19 protein-coding genes, 3 tRNA genes and 2 pseudogenes are annotated in these 24,712 nt (G+C 70.9%); 11 read left to right on the top strand and 13 right to left on the bottom strand.

Features of this window, described 5'->3' with window-relative positions:
* Together ACFW2E_RS12965 and ACFW2E_RS12960 are read right to left on the bottom strand one after the other, a co-directional pair.
* A partial coding sequence (locus ACFW2E_RS12965; protein ID WP_384465656.1) for a molybdopterin oxidoreductase family protein occupies positions 1–1,402 on the bottom strand: 1,402 nt, incomplete at its 3' end.
* Between the two features lie 134 nt (positions 1,403–1,536).
* Positions 1,537–2,214: a vancomycin high temperature exclusion protein gene (locus ACFW2E_RS12960; protein WP_384465654.1), complete on the bottom strand. Its 678-nt coding sequence runs from the start codon at positions 2,212–2,214 to the stop codon at positions 1,537–1,539.
* A gap of 159 nt (positions 2,215–2,373) precedes the next feature.
* Here ACFW2E_RS12960 and ACFW2E_RS12955 point away from each other — a divergent pair, with 159 nt between their 5' ends.
* From ACFW2E_RS12955 to ACFW2E_RS12935, 5 genes are all read left to right on the top strand, one after another.
* On the top strand, positions 2,374–3,240 hold the full coding sequence (locus ACFW2E_RS12955) for a sirohydrochlorin chelatase (RefSeq protein WP_384465652.1): 867 nt from the start codon (positions 2,374–2,376) through the stop codon (positions 3,238–3,240).
* 167 nt (positions 3,241–3,407) lie between these two features.
* On the top strand, positions 3,408–4,697 hold the full coding sequence (locus ACFW2E_RS12950; protein ID WP_384465650.1) for a deoxyguanosinetriphosphate triphosphohydrolase: 1,290 nt from the start codon (positions 3,408–3,410) through the stop codon (positions 4,695–4,697).
* Positions 4,698–4,832: 135 nt separating this feature from the next.
* Complete coding sequence (locus ACFW2E_RS12945; protein WP_384465648.1) at positions 4,833–6,098, top strand: NAD(P)/FAD-dependent oxidoreductase; 1,266 nt, start codon at positions 4,833–4,835, stop codon at positions 6,096–6,098.
* Between the two features lie 47 nt (positions 6,099–6,145).
* Complete coding sequence (dnaG, locus tag ACFW2E_RS12940) at positions 6,146–8,053, top strand: DNA primase (protein WP_384465646.1); 1,908 nt, start codon at positions 6,146–6,148, stop codon at positions 8,051–8,053.
* Positions 8,054–8,156: 103 nt separating this feature from the next.
* The gene (locus ACFW2E_RS12935; protein ID WP_384465644.1) at positions 8,157–9,464 is read left to right on the top strand and encodes an RNA polymerase sigma factor; all 1,308 of its coding nucleotides are present in this window, start codon (positions 8,157–8,159) and stop codon (positions 9,462–9,464) included.
* A 49-nt stretch (positions 9,465–9,513) separates the two neighbouring features.
* On the opposite strand, the gene ACFW2E_RS12930 is transcribed toward ACFW2E_RS12935, so the two are convergent.
* The 4 genes from ACFW2E_RS12930 to ACFW2E_RS12915 all read right to left on the bottom strand — a co-directional run bounded on the left by ACFW2E_RS12930 (position 9,514) and on the right by ACFW2E_RS12915 (position 15,233).
* On the bottom strand, positions 9,514–11,442 hold the full coding sequence (locus ACFW2E_RS12930; RefSeq protein WP_384465642.1) for an ABC transporter ATP-binding protein: 1,929 nt from the start codon (positions 11,440–11,442) through the stop codon (positions 9,514–9,516).
* On the bottom strand, positions 11,442–13,175 hold the full coding sequence (locus ACFW2E_RS12925; RefSeq protein ID WP_384465639.1) for an ABC transporter ATP-binding protein: 1,734 nt from the start codon (positions 13,173–13,175) through the stop codon (positions 11,442–11,444). The genes ACFW2E_RS12930 and ACFW2E_RS12925 overlap by 1 nt, the downstream gene beginning before the upstream one ends.
* 130 nt (positions 13,176–13,305) lie before the next feature.
* Positions 13,306–14,757: an FGGY-family carbohydrate kinase gene (locus ACFW2E_RS12920; RefSeq protein WP_384465637.1), complete on the bottom strand. Its 1,452-nt coding sequence runs from the start codon at positions 14,755–14,757 to the stop codon at positions 13,306–13,308.
* Positions 14,758–14,927: 170 nt separating this feature from the next.
* Positions 14,928–15,233: a YtxH domain-containing protein gene (locus ACFW2E_RS12915; protein ID WP_384465635.1), complete on the bottom strand. Its 306-nt coding sequence runs from the start codon at positions 15,231–15,233 to the stop codon at positions 14,928–14,930.
* Positions 15,234–15,392: 159 nt separating this feature from the next.
* Here ACFW2E_RS12915 and ACFW2E_RS12910 point away from each other — a divergent pair.
* From ACFW2E_RS12910 to ACFW2E_RS12890, 5 genes are all read left to right on the top strand, one after another.
* Positions 15,393–15,465, top strand: a tRNA-Asn gene (locus tag ACFW2E_RS12910).
* 5 nt (positions 15,466–15,470) lie between these two features.
* Positions 15,471–15,543: transfer RNA gene (locus tag ACFW2E_RS12905), tRNA-Asn, on the top strand.
* A gap of 180 nt (positions 15,544–15,723) precedes the next feature.
* Positions 15,724–15,800, top strand: a tRNA-Ile gene (locus ACFW2E_RS12900).
* 351 nt (positions 15,801–16,151) lie between these two features.
* Complete coding sequence (locus ACFW2E_RS12895) at positions 16,152–16,385, top strand: type II toxin-antitoxin system VapB family antitoxin (protein WP_384465633.1); 234 nt, start codon at positions 16,152–16,154, stop codon at positions 16,383–16,385.
* Positions 16,382–16,789, top strand: coding sequence for a PIN domain nuclease (locus tag ACFW2E_RS12890; protein WP_384465631.1), 408 nt, complete (start codon positions 16,382–16,384; stop codon positions 16,787–16,789). The genes ACFW2E_RS12895 and ACFW2E_RS12890 overlap by 4 nt, the downstream gene beginning before the upstream one ends.
* 43 nt (positions 16,790–16,832) lie before the next feature.
* Here the strand turns inward: ACFW2E_RS12890 and ACFW2E_RS12885 are convergent, their stop codons facing one another.
* Together ACFW2E_RS12885 and ACFW2E_RS12880 are read right to left on the bottom strand one after the other, a co-directional pair.
* Positions 16,833–17,423, bottom strand: coding sequence for a WYL domain-containing protein (locus tag ACFW2E_RS12885; RefSeq protein WP_384465658.1), 591 nt, complete (start codon positions 17,421–17,423; stop codon positions 16,833–16,835).
* 257 nt (positions 17,424–17,680) lie between these two features.
* Positions 17,681–17,779 (bottom strand): annotated as a pseudogene (locus tag ACFW2E_RS12880) (hypothetical protein); the annotation flags it as partial.
* Positions 17,780–18,173: 394 nt separating this feature from the next.
* On the opposite strand from ACFW2E_RS12880, the pseudogene ACFW2E_RS12875 reads away from it, so the two are divergent.
* Positions 18,174–18,269: pseudogene (locus ACFW2E_RS12875) on the top strand (IS5/IS1182 family transposase); the annotation flags it as partial.
* A 54-nt stretch (positions 18,270–18,323) separates the two neighbouring features.
* Here ACFW2E_RS12875 and ACFW2E_RS12870 read toward each other — a convergent pair.
* From ACFW2E_RS12870 to ACFW2E_RS12850, 5 genes are all read right to left on the bottom strand, one after another.
* The gene (locus tag ACFW2E_RS12870; RefSeq protein WP_384465629.1) at positions 18,324–19,373 is read right to left on the bottom strand and encodes a LacI family DNA-binding transcriptional regulator; all 1,050 of its coding nucleotides are present in this window, start codon (positions 19,371–19,373) and stop codon (positions 18,324–18,326) included.
* A gap of 150 nt (positions 19,374–19,523) precedes the next feature.
* Positions 19,524–20,927, bottom strand: a complete 1,404-nt coding sequence (locus ACFW2E_RS12865) for a GH1 family beta-glucosidase (RefSeq protein ID WP_384465627.1) — start codon at positions 20,925–20,927, stop codon at positions 19,524–19,526.
* Between the two features lie 247 nt (positions 20,928–21,174).
* A complete protein-coding gene (locus tag ACFW2E_RS12860) occupies positions 21,175–22,080 on the bottom strand; it encodes a carbohydrate ABC transporter permease (protein WP_384465625.1) in 906 nt (301 codons plus the stop codon).
* A complete protein-coding gene (locus ACFW2E_RS12855; protein ID WP_384465623.1) occupies positions 22,077–23,024 on the bottom strand; it encodes a carbohydrate ABC transporter permease in 948 nt (315 codons plus the stop codon). The genes ACFW2E_RS12860 and ACFW2E_RS12855 overlap by 4 nt, the downstream gene beginning before the upstream one ends.
* A gap of 112 nt (positions 23,025–23,136) precedes the next feature.
* Positions 23,137–24,441 (bottom strand): ABC transporter substrate-binding protein, encoded by a 1,305-nt coding sequence (locus tag ACFW2E_RS12850; protein WP_384465621.1) that lies wholly within the window; start codon positions 24,439–24,441, stop codon positions 23,137–23,139.
* Positions 24,442–24,712 lie beyond the last annotated feature (271 nt).

Raw genomic sequence — 24,712 nt, 5'->3', positions numbered from 1 at the left:
CGGGCAGAGCGCGCAGTTGCTCGGCGCACAGCACTACCCGGACCCGGAAGCCGGAGGGATCGAGCAGCGAGACCGACTGTCCCCCGCCGGGTACGACTATATCCCGGACCGCGCGCCCGCGCGCGCGCGCGCGAGAGCGCACCCCCCCCCCCCGCGCCGTGCCCCCGCGGGCCCCCGCGCGCGGCGCCGACACCACCGGGTTGGATCCCATCAGCAGCAGGGCGCGGACGTCCGTGCCCAGGGCGTCGAGCAGCTCGTACGCGCTGCGCCCCGGCCCGGGAAGGCTGTCGGGGTCCACTCCCCACACCCCGGCCACGTGCCGCCGGGCGGCGGGGTCGGTCAGCTTGCGGTAGCCGGGCAACTGGTCGGCCTTCTGCCCGTGTTCGCGGCCGCCCTGCCCGTTGCCCTGCCCCGTCAGACAGCCGTACCCGGACAGCGGCCGGCCCGCGCGCCCGGTCGCCAGGCACAGGTTGATCCAGGCGCCGACCGTGTCGGTCCCCTTGGACTGCTGCTCCGGTCCGCGCGCGGTGAGCACCATCGCGGCCTCGGGCTCGCAGAACATCCGTACAGCCTGCCGGAGTTGAGGAACGGACACCCCCGTGATCCGTTCCACGTACTCCGGCCAGTGGGCCATGGCCGCCGCCCGCGCGTCCTCCCAGCCCACCGTGCGCTCCTGGACGTAGGCCTCGTCCGTACGGCCCTCCGCCACCACCAGGTGCAACAGGCCCAGCGCCAGCGCGAGATCCGTCCCCGGACGCGGTGCCAGGTGCAGGTCCGCCTGTTCCGCCGTCCTCGTGCGGCGCGGGTCGACGACGATCAGCGTGCCGCCGTTCTCGCGCAGCTCGTTGAAGAACCGCAGCGACGGCGGCATCGTCTCCGCGGGGTTGGAGCCGACCAGGATCACGCAGCCCGTCTTCGGGATGTCCTCCAGCGGAAAGGGCAGCCCGCGGTCCAGCCCGAAGGCCTTAGTGCCGGCGGCCGCCGCCGACGACATGCAGAAGCGGCCGTTGTAGTCGATCTGCGAGGTGCCCAGCACCACCCGCGCGAACTTGCCGAGCGAGTAGGCCTTCTCGTTCGTCAGACCGCCCCCGCCGAACACCCCGCACGCGTCGGGACCGTACGCGGTCCGCGCCGACGACAGGCCCGCGACGATCCGGTCGAGGGCCTCGTCCCAGGTGGCGGGCACGAGCGTGCCACCGGAGCGCACCAGCGGGGAGGTCAGCCGGACCCGGGACGAGAGCACCGCCGGAGCCGTACGGCCCTTGCCGCACAGTGCCCCCCGGTTCACCGGGAAGTCCACACGCTCGGAGACCTCGACGCCCCCCTCGGGCAGGGGCGACAGGGTCATCCCGCACTGCAGGGCGCAGTACGGGCAGTGGGTGGGCGTCGAGGCGGTCTCCATGCCGCTCAGCGTGCTTCGGGCGTGTTACGCCGGTGACCGCGCCTTGTTACACCGTGGGGAAGGCGACCTCCCCACCGCGCTCCCGCCGCCGTGAGGCGGCGTCCGCCGCGCAGGAGCGGAGTCCGCGCCCCGCCTCACCGCGCGCTCGCCAGCGCCCGCTCCACCCCCGGCTCCCGGGGCCCCAGGAACCGGGGTTCCGGCTCGAACAGCGCGTCCAGGGCCGCCTTGCCCGCCGCGAAGACCTCGCGGGTGCCTCCGTAGTACCAGGTGGCGTCGTGCTTGGCCTCGACGCCGATGCCGTACGAGTCGATGCCCGCCGCCTCGCACAGGGCGACCGCACGCCGGATGTGGAAGCCCTGGCTGATGAGGACGGCCCGGTCCACCCCGAAGATCTTCTTCGCGCGGACGCAGGAGTCCCAGGTGTCGAAGCCGGCGTAGTCGCTGACGATCCGGGCGTCCGGGACACCGTGCTTCGTGAGGTACGCGCGCATGGCGTCCGGCTCGTCGTAGTCCTTGCGGCTGTTGTCCCCGGTGACCAGGACGACCTCGATACGGCCCGCGCGGTACAGCTTCGCCGCCGCGTCCAGCCGGTGCGCGAGGTACGGCGACGGCTCGCCCGCCCACAGGCCCGCCCCGAAGACGACGGCCACCTCGGTGCGCGGCGCGTCGGCCGTGGTGCGCAGCCGGTCGGCAGTGGACACGTACAGCCACGTCACCGGGAGCAGCGCGAGGACGCACACCGCCATGACTGCCTGCACCAGCCGCCGCCGCCCGGCACGGGTGCGCGGCAGACGCGGTCGACGGATCTTCATGTGGTCCCCTCGGCTCCCAGATCGGCTTCGACCATGGAGGACGCCGTGCGCGGTGATCCGGTTCGCCTCACACCGCGCGGCCCCTTCCCGTGAAGCACTGGAAAATACCCGTCACCACCGTGCAACGGGCACGCAACCTCCGGCCGCCAGGATCCTCGCATGACGGCGTCGAACCCTCCCCACGACGAGTCCCGCATCCACCTCGACAGCACGGCGCACATCATGAACAGCATCAGCAGTCAGCTGGCCGGCCAGCTCAGCCTCGTCCGGCTCGACGGCAGACGCCGCACCGGCCCGCCCGCCCTCGTCCTCGTGGCGCACGGCAGCCGGGATCCGCGTGCGCTGAGCACCGTCCGCACCCTCATGGAGCGCGTACGGGAGCTGCGCCCCGGTCTGCCCGTGCGCCTCGGGCACATCGAGCTCAACGAGCCGCTGCTCCCCGACACCCTCGCCTCCCTCGGCGACGCCCCCGCCGTGCTCGTACCGCTGCTGCTCAGCCGCGGCTACCACGTCAAGCGGGACATCCCCGAGATGGCGGCCGCCGCTGGGGCACGCACGCGCGTGGCCGCCCCGCTCGGTCCGCACCCGCTCCTGGTGGAGACCCTGTACGCCCGCCTCGTCGAGGCCGGCTGGCGCACCGCGCCCGACGCCGACACCCGCCGCTCCGGCGCCGTCGTCCTCGCCGCGGCCGGGTCCCGCGACCCCGACTCCGCGGCCGACACCCGCCGCACCGCCCGCCTCCTCGCCGACCGCCTGGGCGTGCCCGTGGTCCCCGCCTACGCCTCCGCCGCGACCCCGGCCGTCGAGACGGCCGTACGCTCCCTGATCGCGCGAGGACGCGACCGCATCGCCGTGGCGTCCTGTTTCACGGCCCCCGGTCGCTTCGCCACCCAGTGCGCCGAGGCGGCCCCCTGGATCGCCTCGTCCCCCCTGGGCGCCCACCCGGCCATGGCCCGCCTGATCCTGCACCGCTACGACCAGACCCTGGCAGCACCGGCGACAGAACCCCTACTGGCCTCAGCCTGAAGGAGCACAGGCAACCGCGCACACCCCCGACCTCCCCCGGCACCGACAGGGCGCGGGGAACTGCGCGAGACCCCCCACCCACCCGCACACGCGAAACACCCCGACCCGGCAGACGAGCAGGCGCCCGCCGCCCCCCATTTGTCACTGCCGACGCTTACTGTCGAACCATGGAAGGCACCGCAGGTACCGGCATCGCACCCCCATTCGGCTACGACCCGCCCTCGGCGGAGCGCTGGGCGCCCGAGCCCGACAAACGCCCCGGCCGCACCGCTTTCCAACGCGACCGCGCCCGGATCCTGCACAGCGCGGCGCTGCGCCGCCTGGCCGGCAAGACCCAGGTGGTCACCCCGGGCGAACGCAGCCAGGTCTGGGACGCCAGCCCCCGCACCCGGCTCACCCACTCCCTGGAGTGCGCCCAGGTCGGCCGGGAACTCGGCGCGGCCCTCGGCTGCGACCCCGACCTCGTCGAGGCCGCCTGCCTCTCCCACGACCTCGGCCACCCGCCCTTCGGCCACAACGGGGAACAGGCCCTCAACGAATTCGCCGAGGACTGCGGCGGCTTCGAGGGCAACGCCCAGTCCCTCAGGCTCCTCACCCGCATCGAGCCCAAGCGCTTCACCGCCGAAGGCTCCGTCGGCCTCAACCTCACCCGCGCCGCCCTCGACGCCGCCACCAAGTACCCCTGGCCGCGCGGCGCCCACCCCACCGACCCCGGTTCCCGCAAGTTCGGCGTCTACGAGGACGACCGGCCCGTCTTCGACTGGGTCCGCAAGGAGGCCCCCGGCACGCGCACCTGCTTCGAGGCCCAGGTCATGGACTGGTCCGACGACGTGGCGTACTCGGTGCACGACGTCGAGGACGGTCTGCACGCCGGCCACATCGACCCCAACTGCCTGCACGCCGAGCCGGAACGGCAGGCGGTCTTCGCCGTCGCCGTCGGCCGCTACGTTCCGGCGGACACCGACCCGGCCGAACTCGCCGAGGCCCTCGACCGGCTCCAGGACCAGGAGTGGTGGCCGCACGGGTACGACGGCTCGGCGGTCGCCCAGGCCCGCCTGAAGGACGCCACCAGCCAGCTCATCGGCCGTTTCTGCCTGGCCGCCGAGGGCGCCACGCGTGCCGCGTACGGCGGCGGCCGCCTCACCCGCTACGGCGCCGAACTCGTCGTACCGAGAGCCACCCGCATGGAGTGCGCGGTCCTCAAGGCGGTCGCCGACCGGTACGTGATGCAGCGGGCCGAGCAGGAGCGGCTCCGCGCGGACCAGCGGGTCGTCGTCGCCGAACTCGCCGAGGCGCTGACCGCCCGCGCCCCCGACGGTCTGGACCCGCAGTTTCGCTCCCTGTTCGACGGGGCACCCGACGACCACGCACGCAAACGTGTGATCGTCGACCAGATCGCCTCCCTCACCGACGCCTCCGCCCGCTCGCTGCACGCGCGCCTGACGGGGCGCGGGTGACCGACACGTGAGACTGACGAGGTACGTGTGACAGTGAAGTGACCCTCCGTGGCCTGATCGGGTCACTCCCTCTTCCCGCACCACGCCACGTGCGGGACGCTCCCATCTGGCGGCACCCTGACGAGGAGGCAGCAAGTGGTCGACGCGGATCAGACATTCGTCATCGTCGGAGGCGGCCTGGCCGGCGCGAAGGCGGCCGAGACACTCCGCACGGAGGGCTTCACCGGCCGCGTGATACTGATCTGCGACGAACGCGAACACCCGTACGAACGCCCGCCGTTGTCCAAGGGCTATCTGCTCGGCAAGGAGGAGCGCGACAGCGTCTTCGTGCACGAGCCCGCCTGGTACGCGCAGAACGACGTCGAGCTGCACCTCGGCCAGACCGTCGACGCGATCGACCGCACCGCGCGGACCGTGCGCTACGGCGACGACGGCACCCTCGTCCGCTACGACAAGCTGCTGCTCGCCACCGGCGCCGAGCCCCGCCGGCTCGACGTCCCCGGCACCGACCTCGTGGGCGTCCACCACCTGCGCCGCCTCGCCCACGCGGAGCGGCTCAAGGGCGTCCTCACCACCCTCGGCCGGGACAACGGCCACCTGGTGGTCGCGGGCGCCGGCTGGATCGGTCTGGAGGTCGCGGCGGCGGCCCGCGGATACGGCGCGGAGGTCACCGTCATCGAGCCGCTGCCGACCCCGCTGCACGGCGTCCTCGGCCCCGAGCTCGGCAACGTCTTCGCCGAGCTGCACCGCGAGCACGGCGTCCGCTTCCGCTTCGGCGCCCGGCTCACCGAGATCGTCGGCCAGGACGGCATGGTCCTGGCGGTCCGCACCGACGACGGCGAGGAGCACCCGGCGCACGCCGTCCTCGCGGCCATCGGCGCCGCCCCCCGCACCGGCCTCGCGGAGGCTGCGGGCCTGGATATCGCCGACCGGGCGCACGGCGGCGGCATCGCCGTCGACGAACGGCTGCGCACCTCCGACCCGGACATCCACGCGGCCGGTGACGTCGCCTCCTTCCCGCACGCCCTCTTCGACACCCGGCTGCGGGTGGAGCACTGGGCGAACGCCCTGAACGGCGGTCCGGCGGCGGCCCGCGCGATGCTCGGCAGGGACGTCACCTACGACCGCGTGCCCTACTTCTTCACCGACCAGTACGACCTGGGGATGGAGTACAGCGGCTGGGCGCCGCCGGACTCGTACGACGAGGTGGTGATCCGGGGCGACGCGGGCAAGCGGGAGTTCATCGCCTTCTGGCTGAAGGAGGGGAGGGTGCTGGCCGGGATGAACGTGAATGTGTGGGACGTCACAGAGCCGATCCAGAATCTCATCCGCTCCGGGGCCCGGGTGAACACCGAAGCCCTCGCCGACCCGCACGTACCCCTCGACAGCCTCGGTTCCTGATCTCCGCGGGAACCGCCGCTGTCACACCACCCCCGTAGAATTCACGCGTGGCAGGACGGATCAACGACGAGGACGTGAAGGCGGTACGGGACGCGGTCCCGATCGACGCCGTCGTGTCCGAGTACCTCCAGCTGCGCAACGCGGGCGGCGGCAACCTCAAGGGACTGTGCCCGTTCCACGACGAGAAGTCGCCGTCCTTCCAGGTCAGCCCGAGCAAGGGACTCTTCCACTGCTTCGGCTGCCAGGAGGGCGGCGACACCATCACCTTCGTGATGAAGGTCGACCACCTGTCCTTCTCGGAGGCGGTCGAGCGCCTCGCCGCCCAGGCCGGCATCACGCTGCGCTACGAGGAGGGCGGATACAACCCGGCCCACCAGCGCGGCGAGCGGATCCGCCTGGTCGAGGCACACAAGATCGCCGCACAGTGGTACGCCGAGCAGCTCGCCACCGGTCCCGAGGCCGAGACCGGCCGGGTCTTCCTCGCCGAGCGCGGCTTCGACCAGGCGGCCGCCGTCCACTTCGGTGTCGGCTACAGCCCCCAGGGCTGGGACCACCTCACCCGGTACCTGCGCGGAAAGGGCTTCTCCGACAAGGAGCTGCTCCTGTCCGGCCTCTCCCAGGAGGGCCGCCGCGGCCCCATCGACCGTTTCCGCGGCCGCCTGATGTGGCCGATCCGCGACATCGGCGGCGAGGTGGTGGGCTTCGGCGCCCGAAAGCTGTACGAGGCGGACAACGGCCCCAAGTACCTCAACACGCCCGAGACGGCGATCTACAAGAAGTCCCAGGTCCTCTACGGCATCGACCTCGCGAAGAAGGACATCGCCAAGGCCAGCCGTGCGGTCGTCGTCGAGGGCTACACGGACGTCATGGCCTGCCACCTCGCCGGAGTGACCACCGCCATCGCCACGTGCGGCACGGCCTTCGGCGGCGACCACATCAAGATCCTCCGCCGGCTCCTGATGGACAACGGCAGCGCCCGCGTGATCTTCACCTTCGACGGCGACGCGGCCGGCCAGAAGGCGGCCCTGCGCGCCTTCGAGGACGACCAGAAGTTCGCCGCCGAGACGTACATCGCCATCGCGCCCGACGGGATGGACCCCTGCGAGCTGCGCCTGGCCAAGGGCGACGAGGCGGTCGCCGACCTGGTCGAACCCCGTACCCCGCTCTTCGAGTTCGCGCTGCGCCAGATCGTGAGCCGCTACGACCTGGACACCCCGGGCGGCCGCGCCGCGGCACTGGACGAGGCCGCCCCGGTCGTCGCCCGCATCAAGAACAGCGGCGCCCAGCACGAGGTCGCGGTGGAACTGGCCGGGATGCTCGGCATCCTGGACACCCAGTTCGTGGTCAAGCGGATCGCCCAGCTGGCCCGTTGGGCACGCGAACGCGGCGCCGGCCGAGGCCCGGCACCGGCCGCCCGGGCCCCGCAGCACTACGAGGCGGCGTCCCCCCGCGCCACGGCCTCCGGGCCGGCCCTGAACCTGCGCAACCCGGTGTACGCCACCGAGCGGGAGCTCCTCAAGCTGGCCCTCCAGCGCCCGGAGCTGGTGTCCCCCGCGTTCGACGCCTACGGAGTCGACGAGTTCACCGCCCCGGCCTACGCGGCGGTGCGCCAGGCCATCATGGAAGCCGGCGGCGCGGAGCACGGCACGCAGGACTCGCAGGAGTACCTGGTCCGCGTCCGCGAGGCGGCCCCCGACGACACGGTCCGCGCGATGGTCACGGAGCTGGCGGTCGAGGCGATCATGCGCCGCACGGTCGACGAGAACTACGCGGGCGAACAACTGGTCTGGGTCCGCCGCCGGGCCGTCGACCGCCGTATCCACGACATCCAGATCACCCTCACCCGCCTCGGCAGCAACGGGGACCCCGCCCATCTGGCCGCCGTCCAGAACGAGTTGTGGGTGTTGCAGCAGTACGGTCAGGCGTTGCGTGAGCAGGGCGCGGCCGCTCTCTGAGCGGTCCGGACACGCCGGGATCACCACGCGGTCACGGACCGGATGCAAAAAGTCACCGCACGCCCCTCGTGGCGGCGATGTGTCTTACCCCACACTGGGTCCGGTGCCTGAGTCCTCGGAGCGCGGCCGATCCGTCCCCCACGGGTCCTACACCCCCGCGGTTCCGCTCATCGCGTACGGGACGGACAGCGGCGAGGCCGCCGACTCCGCCCCCGAAGTACCGCTGCCGTACACCTTGGCAGCGATCATCCTGGAGGTCGCCCCCGTGCAGACCCAGACCCTCACCCAGACCGACATCAGCGCGACGGAAGAGCCTGCCGCCGGTGCGGACGACGAGACCGGCGTCTTCGCGGCCGTGCCCCCGCAGAGCCGTGCCGCACTGCACCCCGAGACGGAGCCGGAGGACCCGTCCGAGCCTGCGGAACCACCCGCCGAGGCGCTCGCCGCCGACGCTTCCGAGCCCGCCGGACCGCCCGCCGCCGCCCGCACCGAGACCGGCGGCCCCTCCTCGGACCTGTTCCGGCAGTACCTGCGCGAGATCGGCCGCATCCCGCTGCTCACCGCGGCCGAGGAGGTCGAACTCGCCCGCCGGGTCGAGGCCGGGCTCTTCGCCGAGGAGAAGCTCGGCAACACGCCCGACCTGGACAGCCAGCTGGCCATGGACCTCGACAAACTGGTCGTGATGGGACGCATGGCCAAACGGCGGCTCATCGAGGCCAACCTGCGGCTCGTGGTCTCCGTCGCCAAGCGGTACGTCGGGCGCGGGCTGACCATGCTGGACCTCGTCCAGGAGGGGAACCTCGGGCTCATCCGGGCCGTCGAGAAGTTCGACTACGCCCGCGGCTACAAGTTCTCCACGTACGCCACCTGGTGGATCCGGCAGGCCATGTCCCGCGCCCTCGCCGACCAGGCCCGGACGATCCGCGTGCCCGTGCACGTCGTCGAGCTCATCAACCGGGTCGTGCGGGTGCAGCGCCGGATGCTGCAGGAACGCGGCTACGAGCCCACCCCCGACGAGGTCGCCGCCCACCTCGACCTGGCGCCCGAGCGGGTCAGCGAGGTGCTGCGCCTGGCCCAGGAGCCCGTCTCGCTGCACGCGCCAGTGGGCGAGGAGGACGACGTCGCCCTCGGTGACCTCATCGAGGACGGCGACGCCGCCAGCCCCGTGGAGTCCGCCGCCTTCCTGTTGCTCAGGGAGCACCTGGAGGCCGTGCTGTCGACCCTGGGCGAGCGGGAGCGCAAGGTCGTACAGCTGCGCTACGGGCTCGCCGACGGCCGCCCCCGCACCCTCGAGGAGATCGGTCGCATCTTCGGGGTCACGCGGGAGCGGATCCGGCAGATCGAGTCGAAGACCCTCAACAAGCTGCGGGACCACGCGTTCGCGGACCAGCTGCGGGGCTACCTGGACTGAAAGGGGCCGCTCACCCTGCGGCGAGCGGCCCCCTGCGGTACGAACCCGCTCAGTCCACCTCGGCGACCGCCTGCGCGAACTGCGCCTTGTACAGCCGCGCATAGGCACCGTCCGAGGCCAGCAGCTCGGCGTGGGCGCCCTGTTCGACGATCGAACCGTTCTCCATCACCAGGATCGTGTCGGCGTCCCGGATCGTCGACAGCCGGTGCGCGATGACGAACGACGTCCGCCCGTGCGCCAGCTTCGCCATCGCCTTCTGGATCAGCACCTCGGTACGGGTGTCGACGGAGCTGGTCGCCTCGTCGAGCACCAGGATCACCGGGTCGGAAAGGAACGCCCGCGCGATGGTGATGAGCTGCTTCTCGCCGGCGCTGACACCCGTGCCCTCGTCGTCGATCACGGTGTCGTAGCCCTCGGGCAGGGTGCGGATGAAGCGGTCGGCGTGGGCCGCCCGCGCCGCCTCCTCGATCTCGCCCCGGGTGACCTCGCGGGAGGCGCCGTAGGCGATGTTCTCGGCGATGGTGCCGCCGAACAGCCAGGTGTCCTGCAGCACCATGCCGATCCCGGCCCGCAGTCCGTCCCGGGACATCCTGCGGATGTCGACGCCGTCGAGGGTGATCCGGCCGCCGGACACGTCGTAGAACCGCATCAGCAGATTGACCAGCGTGGTCTTGCCCGCGCCCGTCGGACCCACGATCGCGACCGTATGGCCCGGCTCCACCTTCAGCGACAGGTCCTCGATCAGCGGCTTCTCGGGGTCGTACCGGAACGACACGTGCTCCAGCGCCACGCGCCCGGCCAGTTCCGCCGGCCGCTCGCCGGGCACCGGGTCGGCCTCCTGCTCCTCCGCGTCCAGCAGTTCGAAGATCCGCTCGGCCGAAGCGACGCCCGACTGCACCAGGTTGGCCATCGAGGCGACCTGGGTCAGCGGCATGGAGAACTGCCGCGAGTACTGGATGAAGGCCTGCACGTCACCGATCGACAGTGCGCCGGACGCCACCCGCAGACCGCCGACCACCGCGATGAGCACGTAGTTCAGGTTCGACACGAACATCATCAGCGGCTGCATCACCCCGCTGTTGAACTGCGCCTTGAACCCGGCCTCGTACAGCGCCTCGTTCTGCTCGGCGAACTGCTTCGCCGACTCCTCCTGGCGGCCGAACACCTTCACCAGGGTGTGCCCGGTGTACATCTCCTCCACGTGCGCGTTCAGCTTGCCGGTGGAGCGCCACTGCTGCACGAAGTGCGGCTGCGACCGCTTGCCGACGCGGGTCGCCACGACGAACGACAGCGGCACGGTGACCAGGGCGACCAGGGCCAGCAGCCACGACACCCAGAACATCATCACCAGCACACCGATGATGGTGAGCACCGAGTTGATGAGCTGGCCCATCGACTGCTGCAGCGTCTGGCCGATGTTGTCGATGTCGTTGGTCGCCCGGGAGAGCACCTCACCACGCTGGCGCTTGTCGAAGTACGACAGCGGCAGCCGTGACAGCTTCGTCTGGACGTCCTCGCGCATCCGGTACATCGTGCGGTTCACGGCCCGGTTCACCAGCCGCGTCGCCACCGCCATCAGCAGACCGGCCACCAGGAACGTGCCCAGCGCGAACAGCAGGACGTGTCCGACGGCGTCGAAGTCGATGCCCTTGCCGGGGGTGAAGTCGGTGCCCTGGAGCATGTCCGCGACGGAGCCCTGGCCCCGCGCGCGCATCGAGTCGAGCACCTGCTCCTTGGTGGCCCCGGCGGGCATCTGCCGGCCGATGATGCCGGCGAAGACCAGGTCCGTGGCCCTGCCGAGGATCTTCGGACCGATGACGCTCAGGGTCACGCTGACGACGACGCACAGCAGCAGCGCGTAGATCGTCAGCCGTTCGGGCCCGAACCGGGCTATGAGCCGCTTGCCCGACCCCTTGAAGTCCATCGAGCGCTGGTCGGGGCCGCCCCCGGCCATCATGCGTCCCATGGGCCCTGCCATCAGGCCGCCTCCGCTTCCGTCAGCTGGGAGAGCACGATCTCCCGGTAGGTCTCGTTGCCGGCCATGAGCTCGTGGTGCCGGCCCGTGCCGACGACCCGCCCCTCGTCCAGGACCACGATCCGGTCGGCGTCCCGGATGGTCGCCACGCGCTGCGCGACGATCACCACGGTCGCCTCGGCCGTCTCCCGGGCGAGCGCGGTGCGCAGGGCCGCGTCGGTGGCGTAGTCGAGCGCGGAGAAGGAGTCGTCGAACAGATAGATCTCCGGGCGCTGCACGAGCGTACGGGCGATGGCCAGACGCTGGCGCTGACCGCCGGAGACATTGGTGCCGCCCTGGGCGATCGGGGCGTTCAGACCGCCCTCGAGCTTCTGCACGAAGTCCTTGGCCTGGGCGACCTCCAGCGCGTGCCAGAGCTCCTCGTCGGTGGCGTCCGGATTGCCGTACCGCAGATTGGTGGCCACCGTGCCCGCGAACAGGTACGGCTTCTGCGGGACGAGCCCCACGGTCTTCGCGAGCAGCACCGGGTCGAGGCCGGCCACGTCGGCGCCGTCGACCAGCACCTCGCCCTCGGTGGCGTCGAACAGCCGGGGCACCAGCCCGAGCAGGGTCGACTTGCCGCTGCCGGTGGAGCCGATCACGGCGGTGGTCTCACCCGGCCGGGCCACCAGGTCGACGGACCTCAGCACCGGCTCCTCGGCACCCGGGTAGCGGAAGCCGGCGCCACGGATCTCCAGATGGCCGTGGCGGCGCAGCTCGGTGACGGGTGCGAGCGGCGGTACCACGCTGGACTCCGTCTCCATGACCTCCTGGATGCGTTCGGCGCACACCTCCGCGCGCGGCACCATCATGAACATGAACGTGGCCATCATCACAGACATGACAATCTGCATCAGATAGGCGAGGAACGCGGTCAGGTCGCCGATCGCCATCCCGCCGCTGTCGATCCGGTGCGCGCCGAACCACACGACCGCGATCGACGACAGGTTCACCACCGTCATCACGATCGGGAACATCAGCGCGAGCATCCGGCCGGTGGCCAGCTGCATCTCGGTGAGGTCGCCGTTCGCCTCGCCGAAGCGGCCCTGCTCGTACTCGTCCCGGACGAAGGCGCGGATGACCCGGTTGCCGGTGATCTGCTCGCGCAGCACCCGGTTCACCGTGTCCAGGCGCACCTGCATGGACCGGAACAGCGGGCGCAGCCGGCGCACGATCAGCGTCACGGAGATGCCCAGCACGGGGACGACCGCGACCAGTACCCCTGACAGCGGCACGTCCAGGCCGAGGGCCAGGACGATGCCGCCCACGCACATGATGGGCGCCGACACCATCAGCGTGAACGTCATCAGCGCCAGCATCTGGACCTGCTGGACGTCATTGGTCGTACGGGTGATGAGGGAGGGCGCGCCGAAGTGGCCGAGCTCCCGTGAGGAGAAGGACTGCACCCTGTCGAAGACGGCGGCCCGGACGTCCCGGCCGAGCGCCGAGGCGGTCCTCGCGCCGAAGTACACGGCGCCGATGTTGCACACGACCTGCACCAGCGAGATGCCGATCATCAGGGCGCCGAAGGACAGGATGTAACCGGTGTCCCCCTTCACCACGCCGTGGTCGATGATGTCCGCGTTCAGTGTGGGCAGGTAGAGGGTGGCGCAGGTCTGCAGGAACTGCAGCAGCACCAGGATGGTGATGGGTTTCTTGTAGGGCCTGAGATAGGTCCGCAGAAGTCGTATGAGCACGCTACGTCTCTCGCAGTCGGCGGGTGGGGGCGCGGTGGTTGCCCCTGGCCCCCATCGTCGAACACTCCACCCGTGTTACCTCAACCGATTAACCCGATAGCGGGTCTCCAGTGAGGCCGCAGCAGGTCTCTTACGAGCGGAACGCCCCGGGATGGGTCTGTTCGCGTACCGACACGAACTGCTGCCGCACCGCCTGCCCCACCGCCAACTCGTCGCCCGGGTTCAGGACCTGCGCCGCCGCGCCCTGCCAGGCCGGCGGGGTGCGCGGGTCGAGCGTGCCCCGGGAGGCCCCGAGGGCCCAGGCCGCCTGGCGGGCGGCGCCGATCGCGGCGTAGTCGGCGGGCTGCGGTACGACGACCTGCGCGCCGAAGAGCATGGGCGCCGCGGCCTGCACGGCGGACAACTCGGCGGCCTGCCCCAGCAGGAAGACCCGCCGCACGTCGACGCCCCGCCCGCGCAGCACGTCCAGCGCGTCGGCGAGCCCGCAGATCATGCCCTCGAAGGCGGCCCGCGCCAGGTGCTCGGGCTTCATGGACTCACGTCTGAGTCCGGCCAGGGTGCCCGCCGTGTGCGGCAGATTCGGCGTCCGTTCGCCCTCCAGGTAGGGCAGCAGGACCAGCCCGTGGGACCCGGGCGTGGACTTCATCGCCAGGTCGGACAGGCTCTCCAGGTCGGGCACCCCGAGGAGTTCGGCGGTGCCGCGCAGGGTCCGTACGGCGTTCAGGGTGGTCACGACGGGCAGGTGCATACCGGTGGCGTCGGCCAGCGAGGTGATCATGCCGCTCTGGTCGGCGAGGGCCTCGGGGTGCACCGCCATCACGGACCCGGAGGCGCCGAGCGACACCACCGCGTCGCCGAGCCCGAGGCCGAGCCCGAACGCGGCGGCCATCGTCTCCCCGGTTCCCGCGGAGATCAGCAGTCCCTCGGGCGTCGTGCCGGCCGCGTCGGAGGGGCCGATCACCTCCGGGAGCGCGGCCTGGTGACCGAGCGCCAGCTCCACCAGGTCGGGCCGGTAGCCACCGGTGGCCGCCGACCAGTAACCGGTGCCGGAGGCACCGCCGCGGTCGGTGGTCCTTCTCACCGGCCGGCCGAGCAGCTGCCAGACCAGCCAGTCGTGGGCCTGCAGCAGGACCGCCGTCCGCCGGGCGTTCTCCGGCTCGTTCTTGGCGAGCCAGCGCAGCTTGGTCACCGGCTGCGCCGCCTGCGGCACCGAGCCCACGGCCTGCGCCCACGCCTCGCGCCCGCCGAGCGCGTCGACCAGGTCGGCGGCCGCGACCTGCGCCCGCTTGTCGCCGCCGACCATGGCCGGCCGCACGGTGTTGCCCTGCGCGTCCAGCGGCACGACCGCGTTCTGCTGGGCGGAGACGCCGATCGCCTGCACGCCCTCCAGGAGCCCGCCGCCGGCTGCCTCGCCCAGCGACAGCAGCCAGGCCTGCGGATCGATGTCGGAGGGGCGGCCGCCCTCGGGGTTGTCCACCGGGTGCGGGGCGTAGCCCTGCCGGAGCACGGCTCCGCTGTCCGCGTCACAGACGACGATGCGAGTGAAATCGGGCGAGCTGTCCAACCCGGCGACTATCCCCATGCCGAAAATTCTGCCGTACCGCGCCGCCGGGTTTGGCCATGGGCGCCGTGGAGGTGCGTGTTATTTCGCGGGTTCAGGTCGTCTGTGACTGGTCGGGCCCACCCTGCGGAGCCGCGGATGTCACAGGCCCGCGCCCCTTCGGGGCACGGATACGGCCCCGACAGGTCCCGCTAGGTGTTGCTCGTGCCCCAGTCGTCCGAGGCTGCGCCGTTTGGGTGATGCGCCCGCATGGCGCGCATCCGCTGGGTCACCGAGTCCGGCATGTGCTCGCCGACCTTCTCGCCCACCGCGTGGGCCGCCCTGCCCGCCAGTACGCGGCTCTGCTGGGCCGCCGTCTCGGCGGTGTTGCGGACCGCCGGGTTCTGCGCGACCTGCCGTGCGGACTTCTTCAGCTGTTCGTAGCGCTCGCGCCCGGCCCGCGTGCCGAGCACGTAACCCAGGGCGAGTCCGGCGATGAACGTGAGCCGGTAGCGCATGGCGGCCACCCTTTCCCTTGTGTAGGTCTCTGGTGCGGCTTCGGCGCCGGGGAGTACCGATTGGCGGAGCACCCCCCTGCTTGCGCTAATGTATGTGTCGCAGCGAGCGCGCGCCCCCTGGCGAATACCCAGGCAGGTGCGTTCGATGCAACGAGGCATTCCTCCGTAGCTCAATTGGCAGAGCAGCCGGCTGTTAACCGGCAGGTTACTGGTTCGAGTCCAGTCGGGGGAGCTCGGTCCTCCGTAGCTCAATTGGCAGAGCAGCCGGCTGTTAACCGGCAGGTTACTGGTTCGAGTCCAGTCGGGGGAGCATGCTGAACGAGGACCCCACCGGGGTCCTTTTTCATGTCCGATTCGATGTCCGAGGGAACCGCCCCGCCCAGGGGGGAGTCCTCAAGGTCATGTAGAGCCGACCATCCGAAGCAGGAGATCGTATGAGCGGCTATGCTGCGGCAGACGGCGCGCACACGTGTACGCGACACGCCGCTATGGGGCGGTAGCTCAGCCGGTTAGAGCAGCGGACTCATAATCCGTCGGCCGTGGGTTCGAGTCCCACCCGCCCCACCAGGCGCTACACGCGCAGAAGCGTTTCTATCTGCGGAAACGTATGAAGGAGGGCCGCCACGCCAGCGTGGTGGCCCCGGCTCACCCGCTCAGACCAAGATCCAGTGGACAGACAGTGGACGCGGTGTGGGTGACATGCGAGGCATGGCCGAAATTCGCCTCATCGGCCGGTTGGTGTCGTAGGTGGAAAGCGCGGCATGTGGCGAGTCGGACTCCGTTGGTACCGCCGGACGTGGCGTCAATGGTCTCTCGTCCCGCCTTGACGACAGGTTCTGCTCGTCGGATGTGGCGTTGTGGTGATGTTGGCGATGTATCATGACTGTGTACATTGCATACTCCAGGATGGTGGTGGAGATGTCTGTAACGCAGATCGACCTGGACGATGAGGCACTCGCCGAGGCGATGCGTCTCATGGGCTCCACTACGAAGAAGGACACAGTCAACGCGGCCCTTCGGGATTACGTGGCGCGTATCAAGCGGCTTGAGGCGGCCGAGAAGCTGGCTGCCCGCGGCGACCGGGGTGAGTTCGAGGCTGCGGCGGCCGCGCATGACGCTGCCAAGCGCGCACGGCAGGCAGCCTTCGAGTGATCGCGTATCTGCTCGACACCTCTGCGTTGTGGCACCTGTTCCGCACTCCCGGGGCGATCCGGCCGTGGGAAGGGCACATTGCCGCTGGCGTCTTCCACATCTGTGAGCCCACGAGGACGGAGTTCCTCTATTCCGCCACAGGCCCGGCGCACCGCGACGAGCTTGCCGAGGAGCTGGATGCGCTGTGCCGGCTCTCGCCGGTGCCGAAGAACGCATGGCGCTGGGTGGACACCGCGCAGCACAAGCTCACGCAGCGGGGGCAGCATCGCTCCGCGGGGGCCATCGATCTCCTGGTGTGCGCCACTGCAGTACACCACGGTCAAACGGTGCTCCATGTGGACGACGACTTCACCACTGTGGCGGCGGTCCTGAAGGAAGTGCAGCAGCGGGACGCACGCGCCTGACGACGGCGACCGCTGCGAGAGCGCGCCGTCCGTCGAGGTGGTGTCATGCCAACGCGACGAGCCGACGGCCACTCGACCGGCGGCGCGACGGGGCGGCGGCCGCCAACAGCGCGAGGCCATGCTCCTGGTGACGACCCTGCGGGATGGGTACGGCCGCCTCGAACGCCCTGGTCCGCCGCTCCGGCGTTACGCCGGGCATCACCCCGTGAATCCGCGACAGCGTGAACACCCGCTCCGCGTCGCGTAGATGACACCACGTGTACAGATACGGAGGGTCGAGGTCGAGTCCGCTGATGGTGCGGATCGTGCGGCTGCCCGTGGTGGCGACGTACTCGATGGTGACCGCCGTCCCATCATCGACGGCATGAGCGAGTTGACGGACGTCGGCGTGGGAGACCTGGGTCGCGTGTCCAGCGATGATTTCTTCGGTATCGGTGGCGAAGGGGACGCCGTTGTACTGGTCGGGGGCGGGATGGGTGAGCGGGGCGCCCGCGAGTCGGGCGGCCAGCGCGGCCAGCTCGGCTTGCTCCGGGGCGGCGGTCGTACGGGACCGGACCCCGGGGCCGCCGACCGCTCTGCGCGGGGGCGGTACCGGCGCGGTTGCCCGGTGGCTGCGGGGCCGTTCGACGCGCACGGTCCCGTCGGCTGTCTCCGCGACCGGCGCGTATCCCTCGGTCCGCAGTGCGGCGAGGGTTTTCTCCAGTGGGGTGCGGCTGACGAGGACGGTCGGGGCGAGGTGCCGCAGGCCCAGTTTGGAGAGTTTGCGGTGGGCGGCGATCTCGGTGAGGAGGGCGGGTTCCTCACTGTGGACGACGCAGGCGGCCGAGGCGACGCGGATCCGCCATGGCTGCGTGCCGTGTCCGTGATACAGGTACGACAGGGGCTGGGGCAGCGGGTTGGCGGCCACGGCAGCAAGTCGGCCTCGATGGAGTCCGGGCCACGGCCGGCGTCCAGGGCGCGGCGGACGCTCGCCGGGCTGAACCGCCACACCGAGGCCGTGCCGCTGATCTCCAGATCGGCGACGGATTGCCTGGTGTGAGCATGCTCGGCTGGTCATGGGCGCGTGAGCGCGGTGAACCCACTCAAATCACTGGCCGGCCAGCGAGGCCCTGTCGGCGGGGCCGATTTCGCCCTACCGCAGCGACATATCCCTTGCGGGCACGAATCGCCGGAGCAACCGCGAACACTGTCGGCACGCGCGTCCTCCAGGGCGAGGCAGCCACCGGTGACGCGACCGTCGACAAGGCGGGCTGACGCTCTGGCTTCGCCGCGCGCCCCGAGCACACAGGCCGCAGGCCGGCGAGTCGGGCCGGCCTGGTCGACGGCTGGGTTCGGGCCAGGTGCGGTCGCCCTGGTCCTGGGGACCGTCGAGCGCAGCGACGACAGGCGCGGGTTCGTGGTGCTGCCCAAGCGGTGGATCGTCGAGCGGTGCTTCGCGCATCCGATGCGCACATGCCGCCTGGTCCGCGACTTCGAACGTCGCACCGTCAGCGCCGGGGTGCCGCACGGTCGACCGCCTGCGTGTCGGCGTGGGTCACGCGGTGGCCCGACGAATCAGCCGGGTTGGGATGATCACAGAGGACAGGGGGTGGCCGACGCTGTCCTCCTTCGCCGGTTGGTCGAGACTGCGCAGCAGCAGCCGTACCATCAGCCGACCCATTTCCTCGATCTCCTGACGGACCGTGGTCAGCGGGGGGCCGGTCAGCTCGGCCACCTTGACCATGTCGTCGAAACCGACGACCGCGACGTCCTCCGGCACCCGGCGCCCGTGCTCCCGCAGGACGCGCAGTGCTCCGCAGGCCATGAGGTCGGAGGCGACGAAGACGGCGTCCAGGTCCGGGGCGCGGTCCAGCAGCTCGGCCATCGCCCGTGCGCCGCCTGCTTCCGTGAAGTCCCCTTCGACGATGAGCTTCGGGTCGGCCTCCATGAGCATGTCGTGGTAGCCGTCGAGCCGGTCCACGGAGGCCGTCTGGTCCATCGGACCGGTGATGGTCGCGATGCGGGAACGACCCAGCGTGATGAGGTGGCTCACGGCCTGGCGGGCGCCGCCGCGGTTGTCGGAGTCGACGTAGAGGATGCCGCGGTCTGCTTCCGCCCCCGGCCACCCGGGGCGGCCGCCGAAGACGGTCGGAATCCCTACCCGGCGGGTGATGGCGGGCAGGGGGTCCTCGTTGTGCAGGGAGAACAGCACGGCGCCGTCGGCGTGGCCGCCGGCGAGATAGCGGCCCACGCGGTCGTAGTCGGCCGTTCCCTCGACCAGCAGCAGTACGAGCTGGAGGTCGTGGCGGGCCAGTTCCCGGCTGATGCCGAGCAGTTGTTCGGCGAAGAACGGGTTGGTGAAGACCTTGGTCTCCGGCTCCGCGGCGATGACGGCGATGGCGCCGGTGCGCCGGGTGACCAGCGTGCGGGCCGCATGGTTCGGTACGTACCCCAGTTCCTCTACGGCGCGGCGGACCTTCTCCACCAGGGCCTCGCGCACGCCGCTGCCTCCGTTGACGACACGGGAGGCGGTGGCCCGGGAGACGCCGGCCCGTTCGGCGACGGCTTCCAGGGTGGGGCGGGGTGCGGAGTTCTGGTCGGACAAGGAGCACTCCTCTCGGGAGGGGAACAGCGTAGCTCCCGCGGAGTGAGAGTCATCTTGGTGGAGAGCGCTCTCACCAGTTCATCGTACGGGAAGGCGTGCGGCCGATCCGATCCGGCGAGCGTGGTGCGGTACCCCTGGCGCGCGTCAGCGTCAGTCCTGTGGCAACCTGCCGTGAGCCACCACATCCGCGTACCAGCGGGCGCTGTCCTTCGGCGTGCGGCGCTGGCTGGCGAAGTCGACGTGGACCATGCCGAAACGCTTGCTGTAGCCGTAGGCCCACTCGAAGTTGTCCAGCAGCGACCACACGAAGTAGCCGCGGACGTCCGCGCCGGCCGCCATCGCCCGGTGCACGGCCTCGAGGTGCGCCCGGAGGTAGGTGATGCGTTCGGGGTCGTGGACGACTCCCTCCGGGTCGGCGTAGTCGTCGTACGCGGCGCCGTTCTCGGTCACGAGCAGTGGGGTGCCCGGCAGTTCGTCCCGCAGCCGCGTCAGGAGCTCGTACAGGCCTTCGGCGTCCACCGGCCAGTCCATGGCGGTGCGTGGGCCCGGCACGGGCAGGAACCGCGCGTGGTCCTGTGCGGCCGGCCACGGTGAGGGCAGCGGGTGGGAGCCGGCGGCGACCATGGTGGGGGTGTAGTAGTTGACGCCGAGGCTGTCGATGGGGCGGCAGATGATCGGCAGGTCGTCGTCCCGCACGAAGGACCAGTCCGTGAGCTGCGCGGTGTCCGCTCGCAGGTCCTCCGGGTAGTGGCCGCGGAAGACGGGGTCCAGGAAGATCCGGTTGGCCAGCGCGTCGATGCGCCGTGCCGCGTCCGTGTCGGCGGGGCTGTCGCTCAGCGGGCGGACGGCGGCGAGGTTCAGCGTCAGTGACACCTCGGCCGAGGGGTGCGCCTGCTCGCGCAGTACGCCGACGGCCAGGCCGTGGGCCAGGTTCAGGTGGTGTGCCGCTCGCAGCGCCGCCTTCGGCTCGGTGCGGCCCGGGGCGTGGACGCCTTCGGCATAGCCGAGGAACGCAGCGCACCACGGTTCGTTCAGAGTCGTCCAGGTCGGTACGCGGTCGCCGAGCGCCTCCGCCACGAGCGCGGTGTAGTCCGCGAACCGCTGCGCCGTGTCGCGCTGGGGCCAGCCGCCCGCGTCCTCCAGTTCCTGCGGGAGGTCCCAGTGGTAGAGCGTCAGCACGGGCCGGATGCCGTTGGCGAGGAGCTCGTCGACCAGGGCGCGGTAGAAGTCGAGGCCTTTCTGGGAGGCCGGGCCGCGCCCCGTCGGCTGCACGCGGGGCCAGGAGACGGAGAAGCGGTAATCCGTCAGGCCGAGACGGGCCATCAGCGCGACGTCCTCGCGCATGCGGTGGTAATGGTCGGCCGCGATGTCTCCTGTGTCGCCGTTGCGCACCTTGCCCGGCGTTTTGCTGAAGGTGTCCCAGATGGAAGGCGTCCGGCCGTCCTCGTCCGCGGCTCCTTCGATCTGGTACGCGGCGGTGGCGGCGCCCCACCGGAAAGCCGGGGGGAACGCCACTTCGGCGACGGTGGCGGTGCGGGGGGTGGTAGTGGTCATCGAAGCTCCAGCGTGGTCGTTTGTGAAAGACGCTGACCAGAGCCTTTCCTCGGCTCTGTGTCAGCCACAGAGGGGTCCGGGCCACGGCCCGCGGGCAGGCGCGTACGGGCGGCCCCCGGCCGGCACGGCCCGGGGTCGGCGCGGCGAAGCGGGGCGTACGTACCGCGCCGGGGCATGAGGCGGTGGACCGGGGGCCGCCTGCGGCGGACACGTGGTACCCGCGGCGGTGGGCCGCCGGGCGCCGCGCCTACCCCTTGACGGCGCCCTGCATGATGCCGCCCACGATGTGCCGGCCCAGCAGGCCGAAGACCAGCAGCACCGGCAGGGTGCCGAGCAGAGTGCCGGCCATGATGACGGACTGGTCGTGGACGTACCCGCCGCCCAGCTGCCGCAGAGCGACCTGCACCGTCGGCTCCTGCGAGGTGAGGGCGATGATCGGCCAGAAGAAGTCGTTCCACGAGGCCATGAAGGTGAGCATCCCGAGGACCGCCATACCGGGCCGCGCGATCGGGATGACGATGCTCCAGAAGATGCGCGCCGTCGACGCGCCGTCGACCCGGCCCGCCTCGATGAGCTCGTCGGGCAGCGCCTGCACCAGGTACTGGCGCATGAAGAAGACTCCGAAGGCGGACACAAGTCCGGGCAGGATGACGGCCTGGAGCTGGTTCACCCAGTGCAGCTTGGCGATGACCATGAACAGCGGGATCACACCGAGCTGGGGCGGGATCATCATCGTGCCGATCGTGAGGGCGAGCAGGGCGTTGCGTCCCCGGAAGTGGAGCTTGGCGAAGGCGAAGCCGGCCAGGGTGGAGCACAGCACGGTCCCCACCGTGACCGATCCGGAGACGATGAGTGAGTTGAGCAGTGCCTTGCCGATGTCGGCCTGGTCGAGCACCTGACGGACGTTGTGCATCAGGTTGCCGCCGGGCAGCAGCGTCGGCGGGGTCTTGGCCAGGTCCGCGTTGGAGCGTGTGGCCGCCACGATCGTCCAGTAGAAGGGGAACGCCGAGAACAGGGCCGCCGCGATCAGGATCGCGTATGCCAGACGGCCCCCGTGCTGCTGGCCTCCCGCCCGCCCCCCACGCGGGCGGCGGGCCGGACGGGCCGGGTCGGCGGTCGTTCGGGTGCGCTCCGGCGCGGCGAGTGTGGTCATCGCTCGGTCTCCTTACCGCTGCGGCGGCGGGCGATGGCGGTGTTGCACAGCACCAGCAGGACGATGAGCAGGAACATCACCCACGCGGTGGCGGCGGCGCGGCCGAGGTGGAAGAAGCCCCAGCCCTGTTCGTACATGTACAGGCCGAGGGTCTGGTACTGGTGGGAGATGCCGCCGGAGATGCTGCCCTCGAACAGCAGGGGTTCGCCGAACAGCTGGGTGGCGCCGATGGTGGACACCACGATGGTGAACAGGATGGTGGGGCGCAGTCCGGGCAGGGTGACGTGCAGGAACTGCCTGAAGCGGGAGGCGCCGTCCAGCTCGGCGGCCTCGTACAGGTCGGCCGGGATGGACTGCATGCCGGCGAGGTAGATCAGCGCGTTGTAGCCGGTCCAGCGCCAGGTGACGATGGTGGACACGGCGATCTGCGAGGCGACGGTGCCGGACTGCCAGTCGACCGGGTGGACGCCGACCAGGCCGACCAGATAGTTGATCAGCCCGAAGTCGCGGCCGAAGAGCTGGGCGAAGACCAAGGTGGCCGCGGCCACAGAGGTGGCGTAGGGCAGCAGCATGGTGACGCGGAAGAAGGTGCGGCCGCGCAGCTTGTAGTTGAGCAGGTGGGCCAGGCCGAGGGCCATCAGCAGCTGGGGGACGGTGGAGATGACACCGATGGTGAAGGTGTTGCGCAGCGCGGTCCAGAAGTACTCGTCGCCGAAGAGCGCGGTGTAGTTGTCCAGGCCCCGCCACTCCATCTGCCCCGGTGTCTGCAGTTCGACGCGGTAGAGCGAGACGTACGCGGTGTAGAGCAGCGGGAACAGTCCGAAGGCGGCGAACAGCGTGAAGAACGGGGTGATGTACGCGTACGGCGACAGTTGGGGCAGGCGCCGCCGTAGGGGGGCCGATGGCCGCGCCGTCCGCGGCGCGGCGGGGGCGGTCAGGGTCATGGTGGGACCTTCGATCGGAGAGATCCGGAGGATGTCGAGGACGCAGGGGCGCGAAGGAGAGCGGCAGCGCCGGGGAGGCGGGTCCTTCGCGCCCCGTTGGCGGGAGAGCCGGTCAGCCGACCGCGTTCTCGATGCCCTTCTCGGCGTGACTCCAGGCGGTGGCGGAGCTGGTGCCCTTGCGCTCGACCTCGCCGAGCGCGTTGGTGATCTGCGTGTTCACGTCGTTGTCGTGCACGCCGAGCACCTGCACGGGCGAGGTCTCGGCGGCCTTGCCGAAGATCTCACCGATCGGGGCTTTGCTGAAGTAGGGGTCCGTGACGTCGTTGACCGCCTTGACGGCGCCGAGGTTGGAGGGGAAGCTGCCCTGCTTCTTGAAGAGCTTCTCCTGCTGCGGTGCCGCCGTCAGCCACTTGATGAGGTCGTACGCCTGCTTCGCGTGCGGGGAGCCCTTGGGGACGGTCAGGTAGGAGCCGCCCCAGTTGCCCGCGACGCCGCCGGGGAGCGGGGCCACGTCCCACGTCCCCTTGCCTGCGGCACCGGCCTGGCCCTTGATGTAGCCCAGCATCCAGGCGGGGCAGCCGATGGTGGCGAAGGAACCGCTGCTGAACGCCTGGTTCCAGGCGGGGGTCCACTGCGCGAGCTTGGCACTCAGCCCGTCCTGGGCGGCCTTGACCGAGGTGTCCCAGGCGGACTTGAGGGCCTGGTTGTCCTTGTAGATCAGCTTGCCGGAGGTGTCGTAGTAGCGTTCCTTCTGCTGTCCGACGATCAGTGAGTAGAGGCTGCCGACGCTGTCCAGCCAGTGGCTCTTGGAGCCTGCCTTGGCCTGGTACCGCTTGCCCAGCTGCAGATAGCCGTCCCAGGTGGCCCACTTCTTGGCCAGCTCGTCGCGGTCGGTGGGCAGTCCGGCCTTCTTGAACAGGTCGGTCCGGTAGCAGATCGCCTCGGGGCCGATGTCGGTCCCCAGGCCCAGGGTGCGGCCGTCGGACGTGGTGGCCGCCGCCCACTTGGCCGCGGAGTAGTCGTTCTTGAGGGCGTTGGCCCCGAAGGCGTTGAGGTCCTCGAACTTGTCGGCCTGCTGCTGGGTGACCGAGGCGACGCGGCCGACCTCGATGCCCTGGACGTCGGCGATGCCTCCGCCGCCGGCGAGCCGCGTCTGCAGTGCCTTCCAGTAGTCGGCCTCGTTCTCGGTGCTGGACTCCTTGATCGTTACGTTCGGGTGGAGCCTCTCGTACTCCGCGTACAGGCCGGCTTCCTTGAAGCCGAACGTGCCGAACAAATCGATCGTGAGTGTGACCTTGCCGTCGCCGTCCGCGGACGACTTGGACGACCCGGCCCCGCAGGCGGCGAGGAGGGCACCGGCGAGTGCGACCGCCCCGAGTCTGAGGGTGGTGCGTCTGACGGCTCGGGAGATGGGCATGGAAGCCTCCCATGACTTCGGGGCGGGATGCGGGGCGTGAGATGCCGAGAGCACTTCTTGAGAGCGCTCTCAGGCGGCGCCGAGGAGACTGCCGCAGCGGCGCAGGCTACGTCAAGAGCCGAATGTGTAACGGGCTGGTCCGGGTCGGCCTCGGCCCCGGCCCTGCCCGCCGGGGGGTCGCCTTCGGTGACGTTCAGGGACGTTGTTTCGCGAGCCGGGAAGGGGGCGAACCGGGGGCGTTCTGCCGCACCCGTGTCGGGTACGGCTGCGG

The organism is Streptomyces sp. NPDC058964 (assembly GCF_042741275.1).
Taxonomy (GTDB): Bacteria; Actinomycetota; Actinomycetes; order Streptomycetales; family Streptomycetaceae; genus Streptomyces.
Note: the sequence above shows the minus strand (reverse complement) of the source record. Positions and strands in the feature narration are given on the sequence as shown.